14 protein-coding genes and 1 tRNA gene are annotated in these 18,873 nt (G+C 42.6%); 6 read left to right on the forward strand and 9 right to left on the reverse strand.

Annotation, left to right across the window (positions count from 1 at the left end; translation table 11 throughout):
• Window positions 1–146: 146 nt before the first annotated feature.
• Window positions 147–2,828, forward strand: coding sequence for an ATP-binding protein (locus PNC201_RS14410; RefSeq protein ID WP_102057455.1), 2,682 nt, complete (start codon window positions 147–149; stop codon window positions 2,826–2,828).
• Here PNC201_RS14410 and rimI read toward each other — a convergent pair.
• The 4 genes from rimI to PNC201_RS14435 form a co-directional block, all read right to left on the reverse strand.
• The gene (rimI, locus tag PNC201_RS14415) at window positions 2,820–3,266 is read right to left on the reverse strand and encodes a ribosomal protein S18-alanine N-acetyltransferase (RefSeq protein ID WP_010605967.1); all 447 of its coding nucleotides are present in this window, start codon (window positions 3,264–3,266) and stop codon (window positions 2,820–2,822) included. The genes PNC201_RS14410 and rimI overlap by 9 nt on opposite strands.
• Window positions 3,256–3,552: a hypothetical protein gene (locus PNC201_RS14420; RefSeq protein WP_102057456.1), complete on the reverse strand. Its 297-nt coding sequence runs from the start codon at window positions 3,550–3,552 to the stop codon at window positions 3,256–3,258. The genes rimI and PNC201_RS14420 overlap by 11 nt, the downstream gene beginning before the upstream one ends.
• Before the next feature lie 64 nt (window positions 3,553–3,616).
• Window positions 3,617–3,693, reverse strand: a tRNA-Trp gene (locus tag PNC201_RS14425).
• 913 nt (window positions 3,694–4,606) lie between these two features.
• Window positions 4,607–5,302, reverse strand: a complete 696-nt coding sequence (locus PNC201_RS14435) for a class I SAM-dependent methyltransferase (RefSeq protein ID WP_102057457.1) — start codon at window positions 5,300–5,302, stop codon at window positions 4,607–4,609.
• A 180-nt stretch (window positions 5,303–5,482) separates the two neighbouring features.
• On the opposite strand from PNC201_RS14435, the gene PNC201_RS14440 reads away from it, so the two are divergent.
• Window positions 5,483–5,851 carry an Rrf2 family transcriptional regulator gene (locus PNC201_RS14440; protein WP_233525181.1) on the forward strand — a complete coding sequence of 123 codons (369 nt, stop codon included), beginning with the start codon at window positions 5,483–5,485 and terminating at the stop codon, window positions 5,849–5,851.
• A gap of 273 nt (window positions 5,852–6,124) precedes the next feature.
• Here the strand turns inward: PNC201_RS14440 and PNC201_RS14445 are convergent, their stop codons facing one another.
• Window positions 6,125–7,096: a transposase gene (locus tag PNC201_RS14445; protein ID WP_102057459.1), complete on the reverse strand. Its 972-nt coding sequence runs from the start codon at window positions 7,094–7,096 to the stop codon at window positions 6,125–6,127.
• Between the two features lie 197 nt (window positions 7,097–7,293).
• Between PNC201_RS14445 and PNC201_RS14450 the strand changes: the two genes are divergently transcribed.
• Window positions 7,294–8,325, forward strand: a complete 1,032-nt coding sequence (locus PNC201_RS14450; RefSeq protein ID WP_102056325.1) for an IS110 family transposase — start codon at window positions 7,294–7,296, stop codon at window positions 8,323–8,325.
• A gap of 513 nt (window positions 8,326–8,838) precedes the next feature.
• Window positions 8,839–9,279 (forward strand): hypothetical protein, encoded by a 441-nt coding sequence (locus PNC201_RS23675; RefSeq protein WP_102057460.1) that lies wholly within the window; start codon window positions 8,839–8,841, stop codon window positions 9,277–9,279.
• 406 nt (window positions 9,280–9,685) lie between these two features.
• On the opposite strand, the gene guaA is transcribed toward PNC201_RS23675, so the two are convergent.
• Together guaA and guaB are read right to left on the reverse strand one after the other, a co-directional pair.
• Window positions 9,686–11,260, reverse strand: a complete 1,575-nt coding sequence (guaA, locus tag PNC201_RS14465) for a glutamine-hydrolyzing GMP synthase (protein WP_102057462.1) — start codon at window positions 11,258–11,260, stop codon at window positions 9,686–9,688.
• A 105-nt stretch (window positions 11,261–11,365) separates the two neighbouring features.
• Complete coding sequence (gene guaB, locus PNC201_RS14470) at window positions 11,366–12,835, reverse strand: IMP dehydrogenase (protein WP_102057463.1); 1,470 nt, start codon at window positions 12,833–12,835, stop codon at window positions 11,366–11,368.
• Between the two features lie 131 nt (window positions 12,836–12,966).
• Here guaB and xseA point away from each other — a divergent pair, with 131 nt between their 5' ends.
• A complete protein-coding gene (gene xseA, locus PNC201_RS14475) occupies window positions 12,967–14,304 on the forward strand; it encodes an exodeoxyribonuclease VII large subunit (protein ID WP_102057464.1) in 1,338 nt (445 codons plus the stop codon).
• Between the two features lie 48 nt (window positions 14,305–14,352).
• Here the strand turns inward: xseA and cysE are convergent, their stop codons facing one another.
• Complete coding sequence (gene cysE, locus PNC201_RS14480; protein ID WP_010607638.1) at window positions 14,353–15,174, reverse strand: serine O-acetyltransferase; 822 nt, start codon at window positions 15,172–15,174, stop codon at window positions 14,353–14,355.
• A gap of 243 nt (window positions 15,175–15,417) precedes the next feature.
• On the opposite strand from cysE, the gene PNC201_RS14485 reads away from it, so the two are divergent.
• Complete coding sequence (locus tag PNC201_RS14485) at window positions 15,418–15,825, forward strand: diacylglycerol kinase (protein WP_102057465.1); 408 nt, start codon at window positions 15,418–15,420, stop codon at window positions 15,823–15,825.
• Between the two features lie 75 nt (window positions 15,826–15,900).
• Here the strand turns inward: PNC201_RS14485 and PNC201_RS14490 are convergent, their stop codons facing one another.
• Window positions 15,901–18,777 carry a M16 family metallopeptidase gene (locus PNC201_RS14490; protein ID WP_102057466.1) on the reverse strand — a complete coding sequence of 959 codons (2,877 nt, stop codon included), beginning with the start codon at window positions 18,775–18,777 and terminating at the stop codon, window positions 15,901–15,903.
• Between the last annotated feature and the right edge of the window lie 96 nt (window positions 18,778–18,873).

Consider the following 18,873-nt stretch of genomic DNA (forward strand, 5'->3'; position numbering starts at 1 on the left):
AGGCTTTTTTACGTTATCCCCACCTTTTATCTTATTTTCGCCGCGATTGAGCAAACTTGAGTATTCACCTCCCCCAGCTTATGATTTAATACTCATGTTAATTTTTTTGTCATTAAGATTTCGTGTAGCAAGGCAGCTAGTTATCCATGAAAACAAGCAAGTTAAGTATTCGACTCCTTTGGTATATCACCCCGCTTGTGATATTACCCTTGCTGTTTCTTGGCGGATTTACGCTCACGAATGTAACTAGCTCAACGCAAAAACAAGCCAAGCTCATTGTTAGTCGTTTCGTTGAACAACAACAGCAGAAGATGTTCAATTATATTGAGATCTACCAGTCCACGACAAAACTGCTCTCAACCTCTCCAGTACTTAGTGATTTTCTTAATTCGGCCCATCTTGAAAGAATGGAAAAGACTAAGCGTTTAGGTGCGCTAATGGATGTTTTTGCCAGTTATAGTGAAGCCTACCCTGATATCATTAGTATCAATCTTTTATCTCCCAATGGCAGAAGCTCCGCATTTTATTCCAGTAACTTGGGCGAAGCGCCAAACCTCTACCCTTTCGCCAAACAAATCATGCAAAGTAACTTACGCCAACATCAATTTATGGTTGCCTCAAGTGCAGGTACGCAACTGTATTTTGTCCAGCAGATCTACAGTGTAGATTACGAACTTAAGCAGCCTAGACAACAAGGCTATATCGTCGTACAAGTTTCTCCCTCTCTCTTAAGTACTAGCATACTTGAAGCTCCGTATGATAATACGCTAAACCTCTTGGTGAGCATTGATGGTGAGGTATTATTCAGCTCAGATACAAATCTCATTGGCCACTATTTAAGCGCCAGTGAAATAGAAAAAATAGGCTATATTGCTGATCTTGGGCAATTAGACTCTACCGTTATTCATAGCATTGATAATGTGGAAAGGATGACCTACAGCGCGCAACTAAGCGGTGGATACTTTTATATTTCAACGATCCCTAAGTCGCTACTTTACCGCTCTGGTAAAACTATTAGTCTGATCACAGCACTGATCGTTATCTTATCTGTGATTACACTACCGATCTTGATTTTTATCGTGGTTCGTAACCTGTTGTTAAATCCAATAGAGTTATTGGGCGAAGCGAGCCACCGGGTCGGAGATGGTGATCTAATGGTGGCGCTACCAGAGCATAATAGTGACGAAGTTGGCATTCTTTTCAGAGATTTCAACCATATGATCGGCCAAATTCGTACCTTTCAGCGAGAGCTTGAGGATTACAAAGAGCACTTGGAAGAGAAAGTTGAAGACAGAACCAAAGAATTAGAAGAAACTAATAGCAAGCTAGAAGTTGCTATTGTAGAAGCCGAGCAGGCAAACCAGCTTAAAAGTCGCTTTTTAGCTAACATGAGTCATGAGATACGTACCCCGCTTACCGCTATTATGGGGTTTACCGAGCAGCTTATACAGAATCCTAATTCTCCTGCCTCAAAACAGCACCTAGACACAATTTTAAGAAACTCTAAACACCTTTTAGAACTTATCAATAATATCTTAGACCTCTCTAAAATTGAGGCTGAAAAACTAGATGTGGAGGAATCAGAGGTCTTGGTGATGCCACTCATCAATGATATTGAATCCATCGTTGAGCCGATGACGAATGAAAAACTACTGAACTTTTCCACAGAATTTATTCTACCGTTGCCTGATAAGCTTTACACCGACATTACTCGCTTAAAACAAATCTTGCTTAACATCGCAACAAACGCGGTGAAATTTACTGAGTACGGTGGCGTTCATTTAAAGGTGGAGTTTAGACCGGAATCTGAAAAGTTTATTTTTAGTATCAAAGACACCGGAATTGGCATGTCGCAAAATGAGCTAGAGCGCGCATTTAAGCCTTTTGAGCAAGCTGATACAACAACAACTCGGCGCTTCGGTGGCACAGGACTAGGTCTTTGTATATCAAAGAATCTAGCACAACTGCTTGGCGGTGACGTAAATGTTCAAAGCCAACAAGGCGCAGGTAGTCTATTTTCTGTTGAAGTCTCGGGTAATTTCAAAGAGCGCTCTTACTCTTGGCTAAACGCACTTGAGCGACCAAGACAACCGGATAACAGTAAAACCCATATTGCAGCAGTAAAAGAGCTTGATGCCAAAGTGCTTGTTGCGGAAGACAATCCCGATAACCAAGAGCTTATTACGCTGCTACTGTCTAATTGGGGCATAGTTCCTGATATTGCTAATAACGGTGCTGAAGCGGTTGAAATGGCGCTGGTTGAAGACTATCAACTGATCTTAATGGATATGCAAATGCCAGTCATGGGTGGTGAAGAAGCAACGCAAATGCTCAGACATGCCGCCTATGATGGACCAATCATCGCACTTACTGCCAACGTAATGAAACACGACATAGACAACCATATTAAAGCAGGATGTGATGCCACTCTTGGCAAGCCGATAGATAAAGAATTGCTAGGTAAATTACTACTAGAGTACCTTGAACTTCAAAATGGCAAGTCCTCTTCATGGGATGCCTTATTACAAACCGAAAAGTTCTTACAAATAAGCCGAAATTACGTTGAAAAGCTACCGTCACAGCTAGTTGAGCTGCAAAAGCTTTATGATACACAGGAATGGGAATCTTTAAGGGCACTAGCACATAGTATCAAAGGCAGCGCGGGTTGCTTTGGCTTTATGAATATTCATGAAGCCGCAGGGGAACTAGAAACCAGTTTGCAAAAAACACAAAACAGTAATCGCCATTACTATTTGCTTAAGCTCACTGAGGCTATGCGCTACACCCTATCGATAGACCAGCCCACGGATAATAGTCACTTAGGCTAATGGTAAGGCCATGAGCATTGCGTCTTCACGACCATGAGTGCTCGGGTAGTAGTTTTTTCTCAAGCCCATTTCGACAAAATCATAGCGATGATATAACGCGATTGCTGAAGCGTTTGACGCTCTTACTTCAAGGAAGATATTTTCTGCCTGCAAGGTCTCTGCTTGCGCTAACAAATCTTCCATTAATGGCTTCGCGTAGCCCTTACCTTGGTAATTAGGACGAATACAAATATCCATCAAGGTTAAGTCTGGGCCCGCACGCTCTGCAACGTAGAAACCCACTAGCGTGTTACCATCAACAATAGCTGTATTAAAGTAACGACCATGAAGGCAGGACTGCATGGTTTTCTCACTCCAAGGAAAAGCATGACAGGCTTGTTCTACTTGCATTATTTCATTAAGTGGAAATTGTAGTAAGCCACCTTGCTTAACTTGCATCTTGTTGACTCCAGATTAATTGCCACAACGCACGCTTTTGAGCCGTACTTAGTTGTGCACTTGGCAAACTCAATTGGTTATCCTGAAGTGCAATCGTGTTACCCGTGACAACCTCAATTTTTCTACCCATTACCAATTCAAAGTCCTGCAACAAAACAGTCGGTAAAGCTATTTGCTGAAGCTCATTCACATCAGTAGCAACAACTGCGTTGGGATCAAGATGTGCAAATGTAGAATTTAGCTTTAGCGGTACAATATCAAGAATATCTGCGTAAATCGGATTCATGGCTAAGCAGTTTAATTTTTTAAGGAAGTTTACTTTGAAAATATGCGAAGTGCAAAATAAGAAGTGGCAGGGGCGGCAGGACTCGAACCCGCAACCATCGGTTTTGGAGACCGCTGTTCTACCAATTGGAACTACGCCCCTGCAATGTCGACGCATTATAAAGCGCTTTTTCGAAAGGTAAAGTGAAAAATCACTTTTTTGATTCAACTGCTTCTAAAACAAGCAAAATGGCGAATATTTATCATATTCGCCATTTTCTTAAGTGGATGCTAACTCATTTTAGAGCCATTATTCCCACTCGAAGATCAATAAGAAGAAAATATATCTACATAACAGCTAGTTAGGCAGGTGGCTTTTCTCGATACCATCATCTATACCATGCACAGAATTTTTTTGATTTTTTGCTGTTCGTCGACGTTTTAGTTCAGTTTTGGCCAGTCTGACGATTCTTGCATATCACGACGAAGCTCTTGTATCTCTTCAACACTCAGCCGTCGCGGACCCGAGGCAATTCTATCCATCTTGTGCCTCCAACCGGTCACCATACACTTTAAGTGGTTCGTCAAAACGTGAGTTACCAGCAGAGAACTTTAGAGGATATTTTTTGATTGTTTTTCATACACACCTTGAAAACCATCAATATTGCTCAAAGATCACACAGCGAGGAATAACCTCGTTAAATAAAAGGATCAAATCATGGGTTTGAAACCAGGGCCAAAACCAAAAGCCAAATCAACTGGCAAGCCAGATCAACGTCGACGTGACAACAAAAAAACTCCAGGAAACACTCCAGGCCTAAAGCCGAGTAAATCCTCGAGCAAGTGACTCTACCTCAATATCGGGTCAGTGTAAGCGGTACTGACTCTTGTTGCTAAAACCCGCTTCTGCGCCAAAATGAGTTAACGTAAATGCTCTAAGGGCGGCATGGAGCGATACTGACGGTCGCTATTATTGTTGTTATTTCTTAATTTCTAAATAACAGAAATCCACCTCACTCATTTATGCCCAAAGTGCTTTGGGATATCATTTTAGTTGATAGCTGTTTCAGATTAGGTCAAGCACGTTTAGTTATCCACGCATGAATCAGACCTGCTTGAAAAAATTGAATCGGGAGTTCGAACCCACCAGCTTGAATAATTGAACATACCTTGGGTGGAGAAAGTATCCCAACGTCGTTTGCATAAGCATCGCGCATACGTTCTAGTGTACCTTGCGAAACATCGGCCATAGACATCATTTTAACCCAAGCATCAAGTAATTTGTCGTAGTCTGGCGAGTCAATATCTGAAGACAAGTCCGCACTTGCCATTAGTCCTTCGGGCTTTAGCCTTTCTGCTATCTCTCCAAAAAACGCTGAACGCCTTTCTTCCTGCAAGATAAATTGAGAAACAAGGAAGCAAGTAGCAGCGTGATAATCCTGCTCAAATGGCATTGAATGAAGATACCCCTCATGAAAAATACAGCGAGTGTCGACGCCACTCTCCTTAGCTCTTTTCTTACATATATCCAACATAGGTCCTGAGGGTTCAACTGCGGTGAACTGCCAGTTAGGGAAATTTGACGCTAAATAAAGTAGCTCATCTCCAGTGCCTACACCGATACAGAGAATGTTGGCATTTACAGGTAAATCAGCAAACACAGATCTAAGCAGTAAGTGCATGCAATGACGTATTGGTGCGGTATTAGACCATTGCTGATCATAAGTTTCTGCTTGCTTGTCAAATAACTCTTTCACTTCATTTTGGTGCATAAAATTTCCAATAATATTTGATATCAACATAAGTAACAATAAATGTTACATGAGTAAATGGAGCTAATCAACTCATGCAACTTTTATCGTTTCATGATAATATAATTAAATTTTAAGAATGATGGTCACATTATGAGAAAGGACAGCAGGTTATCTAGGATTCTTCATGCATTAATACATATGAAACTGATTAATCGAGCAATAACATCTGAAGAGTTGGGGCTGGTTTTGGGAGCCAATCCCGTTGTCGTAAGGCGAATTATGGCTCTATTGAAGAGAGTTGGTTATGTTAACTCAGAAAAAGGCCACCATGGAGGGTGGAGGTTATCAACTGAGCTATCCGAGATTACACTATTTGATATCTATAACTTATTAGGTGAAAAGACATTATTTACTATTGCCTTGTCCGATGAATACCAAAATTGCTTGATTGAAAAAGCTGTAAATACTGCGCTAGCAGACTCCATGCAAGAAGCAGAAAAAGTGTTGTTTGAACGCTTCAGAGAAGTTGATATTGAGTCACTGCTACCACCTATTTCAAATGGTTGACAAAGTCCTAGCATTTGATTCGAGCACAAAAATAAGTGACACAAAATAAGCACAAAATAAGGAAGTAAAAATAAGTGACCCCCCATCACTCTTAACCTCCAAGCGGAGGAAGTGAAGTATAAAATTACTTCAATCACTTTGGTTAAAAACGTTCATCGATAGACTAATTTTTAGCGCTCAGGCGTATCTCTTCACCAAAACAGGGATATCGCGCATGACAACGCGCTGCAAATACAACAGTAAGAAATTCTAGAATTGAGAATGCGAGTTTTGCTAAGCCAACAAGCGCTCGCAGTTTGTTAGGTTTGTCCGTCGTCGTTTTTGCAGTGTTTCACAGTAAGCGGTTATTGTTCGCTCTCGACCAACTGCACCGTGGAATACCCGTGAAAATTGCGTAGTGAGTTTTATCCAGTTTTCAGGCTCTATGTTTAATCGAGTAAGAATAGGTTGCGCTTCGTTGATATAACCGCGTTTATCGGCGCGAATACATTGGCCTGTGAGTTCAACCAACTCAATATAGGATTTGAGCTCGAAAGGCAGTCCTTTTGGCATATGTTTTCGTGGGCTGCCAGCAAAACGTAGTAGGCTTTTTGGCTGTTTACCTAATTTCGCATGGTCAATTCGCTTTTTGATGCTGGTGTAGTCTGAGGTTTCAGGCGTTGCGGCGATTTTGGCTCTAATGGGGTTCAAGTCTACGTAAGCGAGACAAGCAGCCAGTGCTGCTTCATCCAGTAATGCTTGAGATTTAAATCGTCCTTCCCAAAATCGGCCTGTACAGTTATCTTCTATATTTGCTCGGCGGGCGATGTCTTCGTTAAGCACCCGCATAAACCAACTAATATCCGCTAGTCTTCCCCTGTACTTATCAACCAGCTCATCTAGCATCAATTGCTCCGACTCATTGAGTGGCTCACCTTCAGTAAATTTTTGGCTTATCCAATTGCCTTTAAACAACTTGTGCCACCGCATCACAATTGCTTCATCCGACAGACGTTTCGCCTTTTTGTCATCAACATATAAAACAATGTGAGTATGATTACTCATCACGGCATAAGCACAAACATCAATGCAAAATATGGAAGCCAACATCAAGAGCTTTTCTTCAACCCAATCACGGCGGTGTTCATATGATTTACCAGTAAATTTATCTTCGCCACAGAGAAATGCGCGCCTGACGCAACGGGAGATACAGTGATAATATTTGGTGTCGGTTAAACTGATTTGTCTTTTACGGGCAGTTGCCATAGTTTGGTTTCTTCAATCCTTTGAGTGCAAAACTAAAGCTTAGGCGGTATCTTTGGAAGGTGCAAACTTAGTGGTGGGTGTCAGCGTTTTAGTATGTCAGCGTTTTAGTATGGAGTGGGTGATGAGATGGACGCTCCCAAATCGGCGTCAATGCGCCAAACTGATAGTTGCAAACACAGTTATTAGGAGAGTCCATCATGAATAACGTTAGCACGCTTTCAATTGATCTAGCAAAAAATGTATTCCAACTTTTATCGTTTGATAAGCAAGGTAATAAATGTTTTTCCAGAAGGTTAGATAGAGCAAAGCTCTTGCAAACATTGACCCAATTACCTGCTTGTAATGTTGTTATGGAATCATGCTCAACGTCTCATTATTGGGGGCGGTACTGCTTACAAGCTGGGCACCAAGTTCAGCTTATCCCTGCGCAACATGTTACCCCTTTTGTCCGTGGCAATAAAAACGATAAAAATGATTGTATGGCGATTTATGAAGCGAGCCTTCGACCTAACATTCGCTTTGTTCCTGTAAAAACAGAGCATCAACAAGCAATCCTAGCACTACATCGCTATCGGGAGCGGCTCATACATAATCGAACCGCCTGCATCAACCAAACATGTGGTTTGTTACTTGAATTTGGCATCGTCATCAAAAAGAGCTTAAAGTCTTTTCGTGCAACCATTGCTGATCTGCTCAACCGTAATTTACATGGAGCTTTAAATCTACTCCTCAGAGACGTTTATGAAGAAATGCAAAAGTTAGACGCCAATATTAAAAATGTAGAGGCACAATTTAAGCAGTTTAATGAACAGAGCCAAGCTGCTCAAATTATCCAATCCATCCCCGGAATTGGGATTATCAACGCATCGGCATTGAGTGCCACAATAGATAAAGGGCAAGCATTTTCTAATAAAAAGGAGTTGGCTGTGTGGCTTGGGATCACACCACGTCAATATGCTTCGGGTGAAACCAATAAGATGGGAGGGATCACCAAACGAGGTGATCGTTATCTAAGAAAACAACTCATTCATGGTGCCCGTACAGTGGTCAATCATGCGCACAAAAAGCAGGATGATTTAAACAAATGGATCAACGCATTGGTAGAACGTCGCGGTAAAAATAAAGCGGTGGTGGCCACGGCCCACCGATTGGCTCGCTTAATGTGGATATTGCTACAAAGAAATGAACCTTATAAAGCCCAATATACACAAAGTGAGGCGCAATCATGACTCAAATTATGGCTATTAAGGAGCCCGGTCGTGACAAGGGCCTCGAGCCCGAGTGGGTGTTTATGAGCCCTTGATAGCCATATTCTCATTGCTGTAAACATAACGATGAACAAAAGGTCAAACCTACCTAGTTAAACCCGTTATAGGCAAGGCATTCAATGCCGCGTGGGTGTATTCTACTTTTTGGGTGGCTAGGTTCGAAACTCATTAGGGGCGCTGAAAGTCAGTTAAGCCCGAATATATGTCAGAGCAGCACCTTATTTAGGGTGACTCAAAGTGACTGTTTATCAATACATACAAATAGTAAATGAGAGATAAATAAAAGAAGCAACAAGGCTGTTAAAACAACCTTGTTGGATGAGTATTACTTGACAGCAGCTGAGCGTCCATATATGTCAGCGTTTTAGTATCAGCGTTTTAGTAAACGCGGCAGTAGATTCGGTGTCACGGAGATATAAAATTAGTAAACTAATCACAAAAGAACACAAGCTACTTCTGGTTTTGAGTATATCAATGCTTCTTGCAATTTTTGTAGTTAAATGGGCAAATGAAGATAGTCCAGTTTATAGACCCCTAATTCAAGATATGCGTTTGGTTGACTCAGTTAAAATCTCAGATGTATTGGATCAAGAGCGTATTCGCTACTATGCCGATGTTAAAAACCATATGCTTTACGTCAACCAAGAACAATCAGAATTAGCCCGTGTCTCTCTTGCTAAAATTGGCTTTGTCATTGAGTACCCAGAAATTACTAAAAACAATGATCTGAATAAAGCTTATGATGAATTCATCAAGCAAAAGAGGCTAGAGAAAGAAACAGGAAAAATCTGGCAAAGACCATGGTTCTTTAAATTAGTTAAATTGATTATGGGAGCACTCGTAATTATTGTTCTAATTCTTGCTGTTGTTCGCCCAGCCCTTGCGGCAATAATTTATGATGAAGGTAAAAAGTAGCTATAACAAGCTGTTTAACAAAGACAAAATACAGCTGGCTTTTGCTTAATTCTAGAAAACTATATTTTGTCGATTAACACAGCGTTACCGAGCGTCAGCTTTCATAAAGCAAGAATTGTTGATGTTCAGGTAACCGAACGACTCTTGCAGGCACAGAGCCACCAGTTGTCCAGAAACAAGTTACAGCTTCACCATAATCGGTTTGATATATGTGAAATGAGGTGCTGTGTAGCCACGGCTCCAAAAAATAGCAGGCCAGCATCACTATAAACATCACTGCGAAGAAACCAAATACCTCCGCAAGGTTTTTTTAGGAAAGTAAAAATTCATAAAAAAGACCAGTCAGAAATACTGACTGGCCTTTTATTAATCTAACGAAAGCTAGGTTAGGTTTTTACAACCAAGTTTATTCCCACTCGATTGTCGCTGGCGGCTTGCCTGATACATCGTAAACCACGCGAGAAATACCATCAATTTCATTGATGATACGGTTTGAAACGTGGCCTAGTAGCTCGTATGGTAAGTGTGACCAACGTGCCGTCATAAAGTCGATAGTTTCAACACAACGTAGTGAGATCACCCAATCGTATTTACGTGCATCGCCCATCACGCCAACAGAGCGTACCGGTAGGAATACGGCGAATGCTTGAGATACTTTGTGGTATAGATCCGCTTTATGTAGCTCTTCAATGAAGATAGCGTCAGCACGGCGCAGTAAGTCACAGTATTCTTTCTTGATTTCACCAAGTACACGAACACCAAGACCTGGACCTGGGAACGGGTGACGATAAAGCATGTCATACGGTAGGCCAAGCTCTAGACCAATCTTGCGAACTTCATCTTTAAATAGTTCACGCAGTGGCTCAACCAGACCAAGCTCCATATCTTCAGGTAATCCACCCACATTGTGGTGAGATTTGATCACATGCGCTTTACCGGTTTTAGATGCTGCCGATTCGATAACATCAGGGTAAATTGTACCCTGCGCTAGCCATTTCGCGTTTACGCGCTGGCTGGCTTGCTCATCGAATACTTCAATAAAGGTGTGACCAATTGCTTTACGTTTGTCTTCAGGGTCATTTAAACCGTTAAGCGCATTAAGGAAACGATCTTCAGCTTCTACCTTGATGATGTTCAGACCAAACTTATCACCGAACATATCCATTACTTGCTGGCCTTCATTCAAGCGTAGTAGGCCATTATCAACAAATACACAGGTTAGCTTGTCGCCAATCGCACGGTGAATAAGCATTGCAACCACTGATGAATCAACACCACCAGATAGGCCAAGGATAACTTCATCATCCCCTACTTTCTCTTTGATACGCTCAATTGCATCTTCAATTATTTGCTCAGGCGTCCATAGTTTTTCACACCCACAGATATCAATTGCAAAACGCTCTAGTAAACGCAAACCTTGCTGAGTATGCGTTACTTCTGGGTGAAACTGTACACCGTAGAAGCGCTTTTCTTCCCAAGACATTGCCGCATGAGGACAAGTATCCGTTCTCGCTGAAGTTTTGAATGTATCTGGAATTTTAGCAACTTTATCGCCATGGCTCATCCACACGTCTAGGTAACCAGCACCATCTTCGATGTGATCTTCAATCGCTTCAAATAGCTTACAGTCGCCTACTTTCTCTACTTTTGCGTAGCCGAATTCTTTTTTATCTGAGCTATGTACCTGACCACCAAGCTGCATTGCCATCGTCTGCATACCATAACAGATACCCAGTACAGGCACGCCTGCTTCGAATACATAATCTGGTGCTTTTGGGCTACCTTCAAGCGTCGTTGACTCTGGGCCACCTGATAGAATGATACCTTGAGGGTTGAACTCACGGATTTGCTCTTCTGTCACATCCCAAGCCCAAAGTTCACAGTAAACACCAATTTCACGTACACGACGTGCAATTAGCTGAGTGTATTGCGAACCAAAGTCTAAGATCAAAATTCGGGAATCGTGGATATCTTTGCTCATTGATAATCTCGTTAGTTAGGAACTAAACAGGATAAAGCCGCATTGCGCCTCTATCAAAAGTAATAAGGGCTAGCAACTTGCTAGCCCAGAAACACGCCTTGAGGCTTAACCCATACGGTAGTTAGGCGCCTCTTTGGTGATCTGCACGTCATGTACGTGAGACTCACCCATACCCGCAGAAGTCACACGTACAAACTGCGGCTTAGTATTTAATTCTTCGATGGTTGCACATCCAGTTAAACCCATTGCACTGCGAATACCACCGATCTGCTGATGGATAATCGTTGCGATCGGTCCTTTGTATGCTACGCGACCTTCAATACCTTCAGGTACTAGTTTGTCAGCAGCATCACTCTTCTGGAAGTAACGGTCAGATGAACCTTCTTTTTGGTTCATCGCACCAAGAGAACCCATACCACGGTAAGACTTGTAGTAACGGCCTTGGTATAGTTCAACTTCACCAGGAGACTCTTCAGTACCCGCCAGCATTGAACCCACCATTACACATGCAGCACCAGCAACTAGCGCTTTTACGATATCACCAGAGAAACGGATACCGCCGTCGGCAATCACTGGAATATCACGACCTTTTAGGCCTTCTACTGCATCTGAAATCGCAGTAATTTGTGGTACACCACAACCTGTAACGATACGAGTAGTACAGATAGAACCTGGGCCAATACCCACTTTAACGGCGTCTGCACCAGCATCAGCCAATGCAATTGCGCCTTCAGCTGTTGCTACGTTACCTGCAACGATTTGTAGCTCTGGATAAGTTTCGCGCGTCGCTTTAACGCGGTCAATAACACCTTGAGAATGGCCGTGAGAAGTATCGATTAGTAGTACATCAACACCCGCTTCAACCAAAGCTGCAATACGCTCATCAGTACCAGCACCAACACCAACAGCAGCACCAACACGAAGACGGCCTTGCTCATCTTTACATGCGTTTGGTTTATCTTGCGCTTTTTGGTAATCCTTAACGGTGATCATACCTTTTAGTGCAAATGCGTCATCAACCACTAAGATTTTTTCGATACGGTGTTCGTGCATTAGGCCAAGGATCTCTTCACGAGATGCGCCTTCTTTTACTGTCACTAAGTCATCTTTCTTAGTCATGACCGTTGAAACTGCTTTTTCTAGTTTAGTTTCGAAACGCATATCACGGCTAGTCACGATGCCTTCAAGTTGGTTGTTTGCACCAACAACCGGGAAACCTGAAAACCCTTTGTCCTGTGCAAGCTCCATTGCTTCTGCAATCGTAAGATCAGAAGTAACCGTCACAGGGAAAGAGATAATACCCGCTTCATACGTCTTAACTTTACGCACGTTGCGAGCTTGCTCTTCGATAGTCATGTTTTTGTGGATAAAACCAATACCACCTTCTTGTGCCAGAGCGATCGCTAAGCGCGCTTCTGTCACTGTATCCATTGAAGCGGAAACAAGCGGTAAGTTTAATTCAATCCCACGAGTCAAACGCGTTTTCAGGTTTGCTGTGTGAGGAAGAACAGTTGAATGAGCTGGTACTAAAAGTACGTCGTCAAAGGTAAGGGCTTCTTTTGCAATTCTTAGCATGTTCGCGGCTTCTCTCAAGTGAACTGAGTATAAGGAATTGCGTGCGAATTTTATCAGCGTTCCTTATGGGAGTAAATAAAATTTAGCAAAAAATGTGATAAAGTGACTGTGAATTTTTTATGGAGGCCAACATGGGATACCCCAATAATAATAAAACCTATTCTGTATCAAGACTTAACAGAGAAATACGCTCGCTCTTAGAGCAAGGTTTTGCCTCTGTACAACTCACCGGAGAAATTTCAAACTTTGTTGCTCCGGCCTCAGGGCATTGGTATTTTTCTCTAAAAGATGACAAAGCACAGATAAAAGCGGCCATGTGGCGAGGTAATAATCGATACTGTAACCACCGCCCAGCCAACGGTCAGCAGGTAATGGTACAAGCTAGAGTGTCAGTGTATGAACCGCGAGGCGACTATCAATTGATAGTCGAGCAAATGGCCCCAGCTGGTGAAGGCTTGCTCAAGCAACAGTTTGACGCCCTTAAAATGCAGCTGGCCGCAGAAGGCCTATTTTCGGCTAGTCACAAAAAGTCTTTGCCAAGTGTCATTAATCGCGTGGGGATCGTCACCTCAGCGACTGGCGCTGCCATCAAGGATATTTTGACTGTACTCAAACGTCGTGCCCCACAGTTACAAGTTGTAATTTACCCAGCTCTAGTGCAAGGCGATGAAGCCAAGCAGCAGATTTGCAAACAAATCGCTCAGGCGAATGCTAGACGCGAGGTAGACGTATTGATCGTTGGCAGAGGCGGCGGCTCATTAGAAGACTTATGGAGCTTTAACGAGGAGTCAGTCGCGAGGGCCATTTTTGCCAGCTCAATTCCGGTGATAAGCGCAGTCGGCCATGAAATAGATACTACCATTTCCGACTATGTTGCAGATGTAAGAGCACCAACCCCATCGGCGGCTGCCGAATTAGTGAGCCCAGACTCAGAAGCGCTAAAATTGCGTACTTCGCAGTTGCTACAATATCTCAATCAGGCTTTTAAACGTCGCCTTGAAGGTGCATCACAGCGTTTGGCAAACTTTGAAGCCCGACTGCAGCTACAACACCCTAAGAATCAACTTATGCAGCAAACACAGCGAGTTGATGAATTGGAGCAGCGATTAATTCGTGCCCAAGCCTATCACTTACGTCAAAAGCAATCGCAATTTCATTTGCTGCAACATAGATTTGATCGATTACATCCAGAGCAAAGGATCGCTCAGTTCAAGCAATTGGTCGCACAACTCAGTGATAAGTTGCAGTATGCAATGGAGCAAAAGCTTAATACACAAAGACATCAACTCGCGGTATCAAGCGCAAAACTAGACAGTGTCAGCCCACTGGCGGTATTAGCTCGGGGCTATAGTATTGCCAAGCAGGAAGATAAAGTGATTAAGTCAGTGGCGGATGTCGACCCAGAAAAGCCGATAATTACGCAACTGGCTGATGGGGAGGTGGTGTCTATGGTAAAAGCAACCCAGTAAGCGGATATAAAAATGGGGAAGTGATTTCCCCATTTTTAATCTAATAACCTACAACATCGCAGAAGTGATAGACTCATTTTCGAGCCTATCATCGTCTTCTAGGAAGTTTTGGTTCATACTCTCTGCAGGACATGGGCATGATGGCTTACCAACCACCTTAGCAGGGATCCCCACTACCGTAGTGTGCGGTGCTACAGGGCTAAGTACAACGGAACCTGCTCCAATTCGAGCACCCTCTCCTACTTCAATGTTGCCAAGTACTTTGGCACCAGCACCAATCAATACACCGGCGCGGATTTTCGGGTGACGGTCACCCTGCTCGTTACCCGTACCACCAAGTGTGACTGATTGCAGAATAGAAACATTATCTTCAATAACCGCGGTTTCACCAATGACTATACCAGTCGCATGGTCAAACATAATACCATGACCGACTTTACAAGCAGGATGGATGTCAACACCGAATACTTCAGAGGTTCTGCTCTGTATAAAGCGAGCCAGCTCTTTTCTGTCTTGACGCCATAAGCAGTATGCCAATCGATGTGCTTGGATTGCATGAAAACCTTTCAGATTCAAAATTACGTTAAGATAACTATCGGCAGCTGGGTCACGATCTTTAACAGCTTTTATATCATGTGCAACATGAGTCAGCATAGTATCGCAGTGCACAAAGGCCTGATCGAACAACTCGCGGATTGTAAATGCTGACACCACGGCATCCGCCAACTTATTTGCAACGATAAAGCTTAATGCAGAACCAAGACACTCGTGATTTAAAATACTCGAGTAAACGTGACTAGCAAGCAATGGTTCGCGAGCAACCAACTCATTGGCTTCTTCGCGTAACTTATTCCAAATCTCATGTCTCATGTGACGAACTTCCGATAATACTGATACTTCTCATAGTGTAACGCTTAGAGTCATTGAGTGTCATGTATTATAAAAAATCAGGCTTCAAACACTTGGTTATATCTAATAACCAACCAACATATTTTAGCCTGGTTTTAAATACCCTCAGCTGAACCAAAGATTCTTACAATTTAGCACTGTCGAACTGAGTAGATCTTCGTATAATAACGCCCCATTGAATACTACCAACGCGGGATCGCTAATATGTCGATAAAGATCAAGACAACGGATACCAACAAACCAAATGGCACAGGGCTTGCACGGATAGTCAAAGCAACGCATTGCTCGGCGAAAGGAATGAAAGCGGCTTATAAAGAAGAGTCGGCATTTAGACAAGAAACGTGGTTACTGGTGGCAAGTCTTCCTTTATCAATCATATTGGCGCAAAGTATTGCTCAGTGGGCCTTATTGGTCGGTAGTGTACTGTTGATATTGGTCATAGAACTTATCAACTCGGCAATCGAAGCGCTGACAGATCGAGTGAGTACCGAGCATCACTTACTATCTGGTCGTGCAAAAGATATGGCATCAGCGGCCGTTACGCTGACATTATTAATTAGCTCGTTAATTTGGATAGCTGCCGCAGTGGAGTGGTTCAACACCATAACCTAAAATTACGCGTGGTTTTGATACAAAAAAATGGCGGCTAAATTTTTAGCCGCCATTTTTTATTAAGCTGAATAATCGTTATTCAAACACTTTTTCTACATCCAACGTTTTAATATTCTTACTTGGAATATTTAGCGGGTATGTAGCAATTTCAGCATCTTCTGCCAGCAATACATCAGGCTTTTTCGTGTTATAAGTCATAGGAGATGGCTGCTCAGCACTTAGGCGCTTCGCCATATCTTTTGCATCACCAGTGATAAACACATAGTGAATATCTTCGGTCTGCAAGTTCTCTTTGATAACTCGATTGATATCTTCAACAGACAGCGACGCTAGCTGCTTTGTCACATAGGCAACAAACTCATCGGTGTTGTAGAACTGGCTATCAAGTGCATAACCTAGCTGTCTATCTTGGCTCGCCACCATTTGCGGCACAAAGTTGATTAAGAAGTTACGTGTTGCTTCAAAGTCTGCTTGGCTCATCCCTTCTTTGATCAGCTTATCGAGTTCAAACAATGCAGTACGCGTTGCAAAATGGGCATCGTTATTAGAACGAAGTGGGCGTAACCACACTTGGAAAATTTGCTCACTACGACCTAAGTTTGCATCCGGCTTAGTTTGGAACATACCACGAGGGAAGTATTCGATATATGCATAATCACCATAGTTCATACCACGTACCTGACGGATACGCTGGTACAAGTGGCTGTTTGAACTGCGATGCTCACCAAAGTATGAACGCACTAACCAAAGCGCAGCCCAGTCTTTGCTGCTACGAACCGTGTCGATTGGGAAACCAAAAGAGACCGCTGTTGATTTTGCATTCTTTTCTACGATGGTTGCGTGATGACCAGATAGTTTAGGGGCATCTGGCACTTGTAAACGCGCTTCTTCGCCTTTAGGTAAAGCCGCAAGATCGTTAAACATCGCTTCTTTTAGCTGTTTATCGAGTGCACCTGTGATACCCACGTTAAGTTTAGCTTGAGTAAATTGCTGAGCGTAAAAAGCCTTAACGTCATCCAGTGTGATTGCTTCTAAGTCTGATAAATCACCAAAGTTATAGCTTTCGTATGGGTGGCCTTTGTACAGCTCGTGATAAAGCACTTCTTTACCTAGTTCTTCATCATTTGACGCTTTCAAACCAGCCTTAATGCCGTCGATTAGCTCTTTTTTCAGACGTTTAAAATCATCTTCTCTGAACCCTGGGCTCAAAAGCTGCTGACTCACAATGCCATACCATTGATCAGCGTTATCTTTATGAATACGACCACGTAAAGAAATCATTTCTTTATCGATTTGATAACCGAAGCTACCAGCAATAGGATACAGCGCCTTTTGAATTTCTTTGTATGATTGCGACTCACTTCCGCCATTGGCAATCATAGCCGCAGTAAGCGCAGCAAGACCTTTTTTACCTGCAGGATCTGCGGCAGCACCTGTGTAAAAAAGAAAGTTCACATCCACCAGCGGTGAATTATTGGTCTTGTCTAATACGTTGAAATGACGCGTTACTGGCTTGTCCATTTTTGCCACTAACTTGTCTAAGTTAACTTCCTTATCAAAACCAGGCACAGACTCAAGTGCAGACATAGTCACCGTTGTGCGGCTGCTGTCCACAAAGTATTTATTGGCAATATCACGAATGTCTTTCGCAGTGACTTTATCTGCACTTGCATAAAGCGCATTCACCACTTCAGGGTCACGCTCAAAATGCATGTAGCTTGCGAGTGTCGAAGCAATAGATTGTGATGAGTCAAGGCCGTTAATAAAGCTGTACTTTAGGTTTGATTTAAGTGCAGCAAGTTTATTTTCATCTACTAGCTCTGTGCGTGCTTTTGCGTATGTGTTATTGATTGCATCACGCACTGTCGCCAAATCTTTTTCATCTTCAACTTTAACGAAAACATGCAGAAGACCAGGGTCTTTGGTTTCAGGGTTGTAGGTAAACATTTGGCTTGCAAGCTGTTTGTCTACCACCAGCTCTTGGTATAACTCAGAGTTTTGAGAGAAGTATAACTGCGAGATCAAATCAAGCGCAGCTCGGTCTTTTTTCTTCGGCTCCCATGCAGTACCTTTATATGAAACAAGCAACCAGTGACCAGGTAAGCCATCATATTTTTCATGGACGTAACGTGCTTTCTCTTGTTTAGGCTCAACTGGAATATCAGCTTGATAATCACCCTTTTTCCAATTACCCCAGTGCTTTTTCACCATAGCCATGGTTTCTTTTGGATCTACGTCACCCACAATGACAAGCGATACGTATTCTGGCTTGTAAAAACGTTCAAAGAAGGTTTTACCATAGGCCATTTGATCTGGCATTGCTTCGATGTCTTCAAAAAAGCCCATCGTTGTGTGTTTATAGGTATGTTTATCAAATGCTTCTTTTCTTACCGCAGAAAGCAGTTTTCGAACTGGGCTGGCATTATTTTTAAGGTATTCACCTTTCACGGTTAGTGCTTCAGTACGAAACTGTTCTTCACTGTAAGTCAGGTTCTGAAAGATATCCGCTTCGATTTCTAATACTTTATCTAAATGCTGCTTCGAGAAATTTAGGTGATAGTTCGTGTAGTCATTGGTGGTGTAGGCGCGATTATCAACACCTGAATTTTTTAGAATGTCTGAATAAACGTCTTGTGGATACTTTTCTGAGCCTTTGAACATCATATGCTCAAAGAAGTGAGCGAAGCCGGTTTTACCCGCTTCGACTTCATTACGCGAACCAACAGAAACCGGGATCTGTAGCGATACCACATCAGGATAGTTAGTTTTAACTACCATGACGCGAAGGCCATTTTCTAGCTCTTCCAAAACATAATCTTGGGCGAATACTTTATTGGATTGGGCAGCTTGAGTACTTTCAGCTGACTGTTGGGCTTGGTTTGAATTCGTCGCTGCGCAGCCACTAAGCGCTAAGCTTACGGCAAAGCTGGTTGCTAGTAATTTGAATTTCATGAATTTGGTCCTAATCATATTTTTTATTCTAAGTAAGTCGTGTTCACTTACGTTAGTAAACCTCCTGATTATGCCCCAAAGCCATACTAATTCGCT

It is taken from the genome of Pseudoalteromonas sp. NC201 (assembly GCF_002850255.1).
Lineage (GTDB): Bacteria > Pseudomonadota > Gammaproteobacteria > Enterobacterales > Alteromonadaceae > Pseudoalteromonas.

What these genes read in the sequence shown, in the direction of transcription:
- PNC201_RS14410 (WP_102057455.1), top strand. Translation starts at nt 147, where the DNA reads ATGAAAACAAGCAAGTTAAGTATTCGACTCCTTTGGTATATCACCCCG.
- rimI (WP_010605967.1), bottom strand. Translation starts at nt 3,266, where the DNA reads ATGCAAGTTAAGCAAGGTGGCTTACTACAATTTCCACTTAATGAAATA.
- PNC201_RS14420 (WP_102057456.1), bottom strand. Translation starts at nt 3,552, where the DNA reads ATGAATCCGATTTACGCAGATATTCTTGATATTGTACCGCTAAAGCTA.
- PNC201_RS14435 (WP_102057457.1), bottom strand. Translation starts at nt 5,302, where the DNA reads ATGCACCAAAATGAAGTGAAAGAGTTATTTGACAAGCAAGCAGAAACT.
- PNC201_RS14440 (WP_233525181.1), top strand. Translation starts at nt 5,483, where the DNA reads ATGAAACTGATTAATCGAGCAATAACATCTGAAGAGTTGGGGCTGGTT.
- PNC201_RS14445 (WP_102057459.1), bottom strand. Translation starts at nt 7,096, where the DNA reads ATGGCAACTGCCCGTAAAAGACAAATCAGTTTAACCGACACCAAATAT.
- PNC201_RS14450 (WP_102056325.1), top strand. Translation starts at nt 7,294, where the DNA reads ATGAATAACGTTAGCACGCTTTCAATTGATCTAGCAAAAAATGTATTC.
- PNC201_RS23675 (WP_102057460.1), top strand. Translation starts at nt 8,839, where the DNA reads ATGCTTCTTGCAATTTTTGTAGTTAAATGGGCAAATGAAGATAGTCCA.
- guaA (WP_102057462.1), bottom strand. Translation starts at nt 11,260, where the DNA reads ATGAGCAAAGATATCCACGATTCCCGAATTTTGATCTTAGACTTTGGT.
- guaB (WP_102057463.1), bottom strand. Translation starts at nt 12,835, where the DNA reads ATGCTAAGAATTGCAAAAGAAGCCCTTACCTTTGACGACGTACTTTTA.
- xseA (WP_102057464.1), top strand. Translation starts at nt 12,967, where the DNA reads ATGGGATACCCCAATAATAATAAAACCTATTCTGTATCAAGACTTAAC.
- cysE (WP_010607638.1), bottom strand. Translation starts at nt 15,174, where the DNA reads ATGAGACATGAGATTTGGAATAAGTTACGCGAAGAAGCCAATGAGTTG.
- PNC201_RS14485 (WP_102057465.1), top strand. Translation starts at nt 15,418, where the DNA reads ATGTCGATAAAGATCAAGACAACGGATACCAACAAACCAAATGGCACA.
- PNC201_RS14490 (WP_102057466.1), bottom strand. Translation starts at nt 18,777, where the DNA reads ATGAAATTCAAATTACTAGCAACCAGCTTTGCCGTAAGCTTAGCGCTT.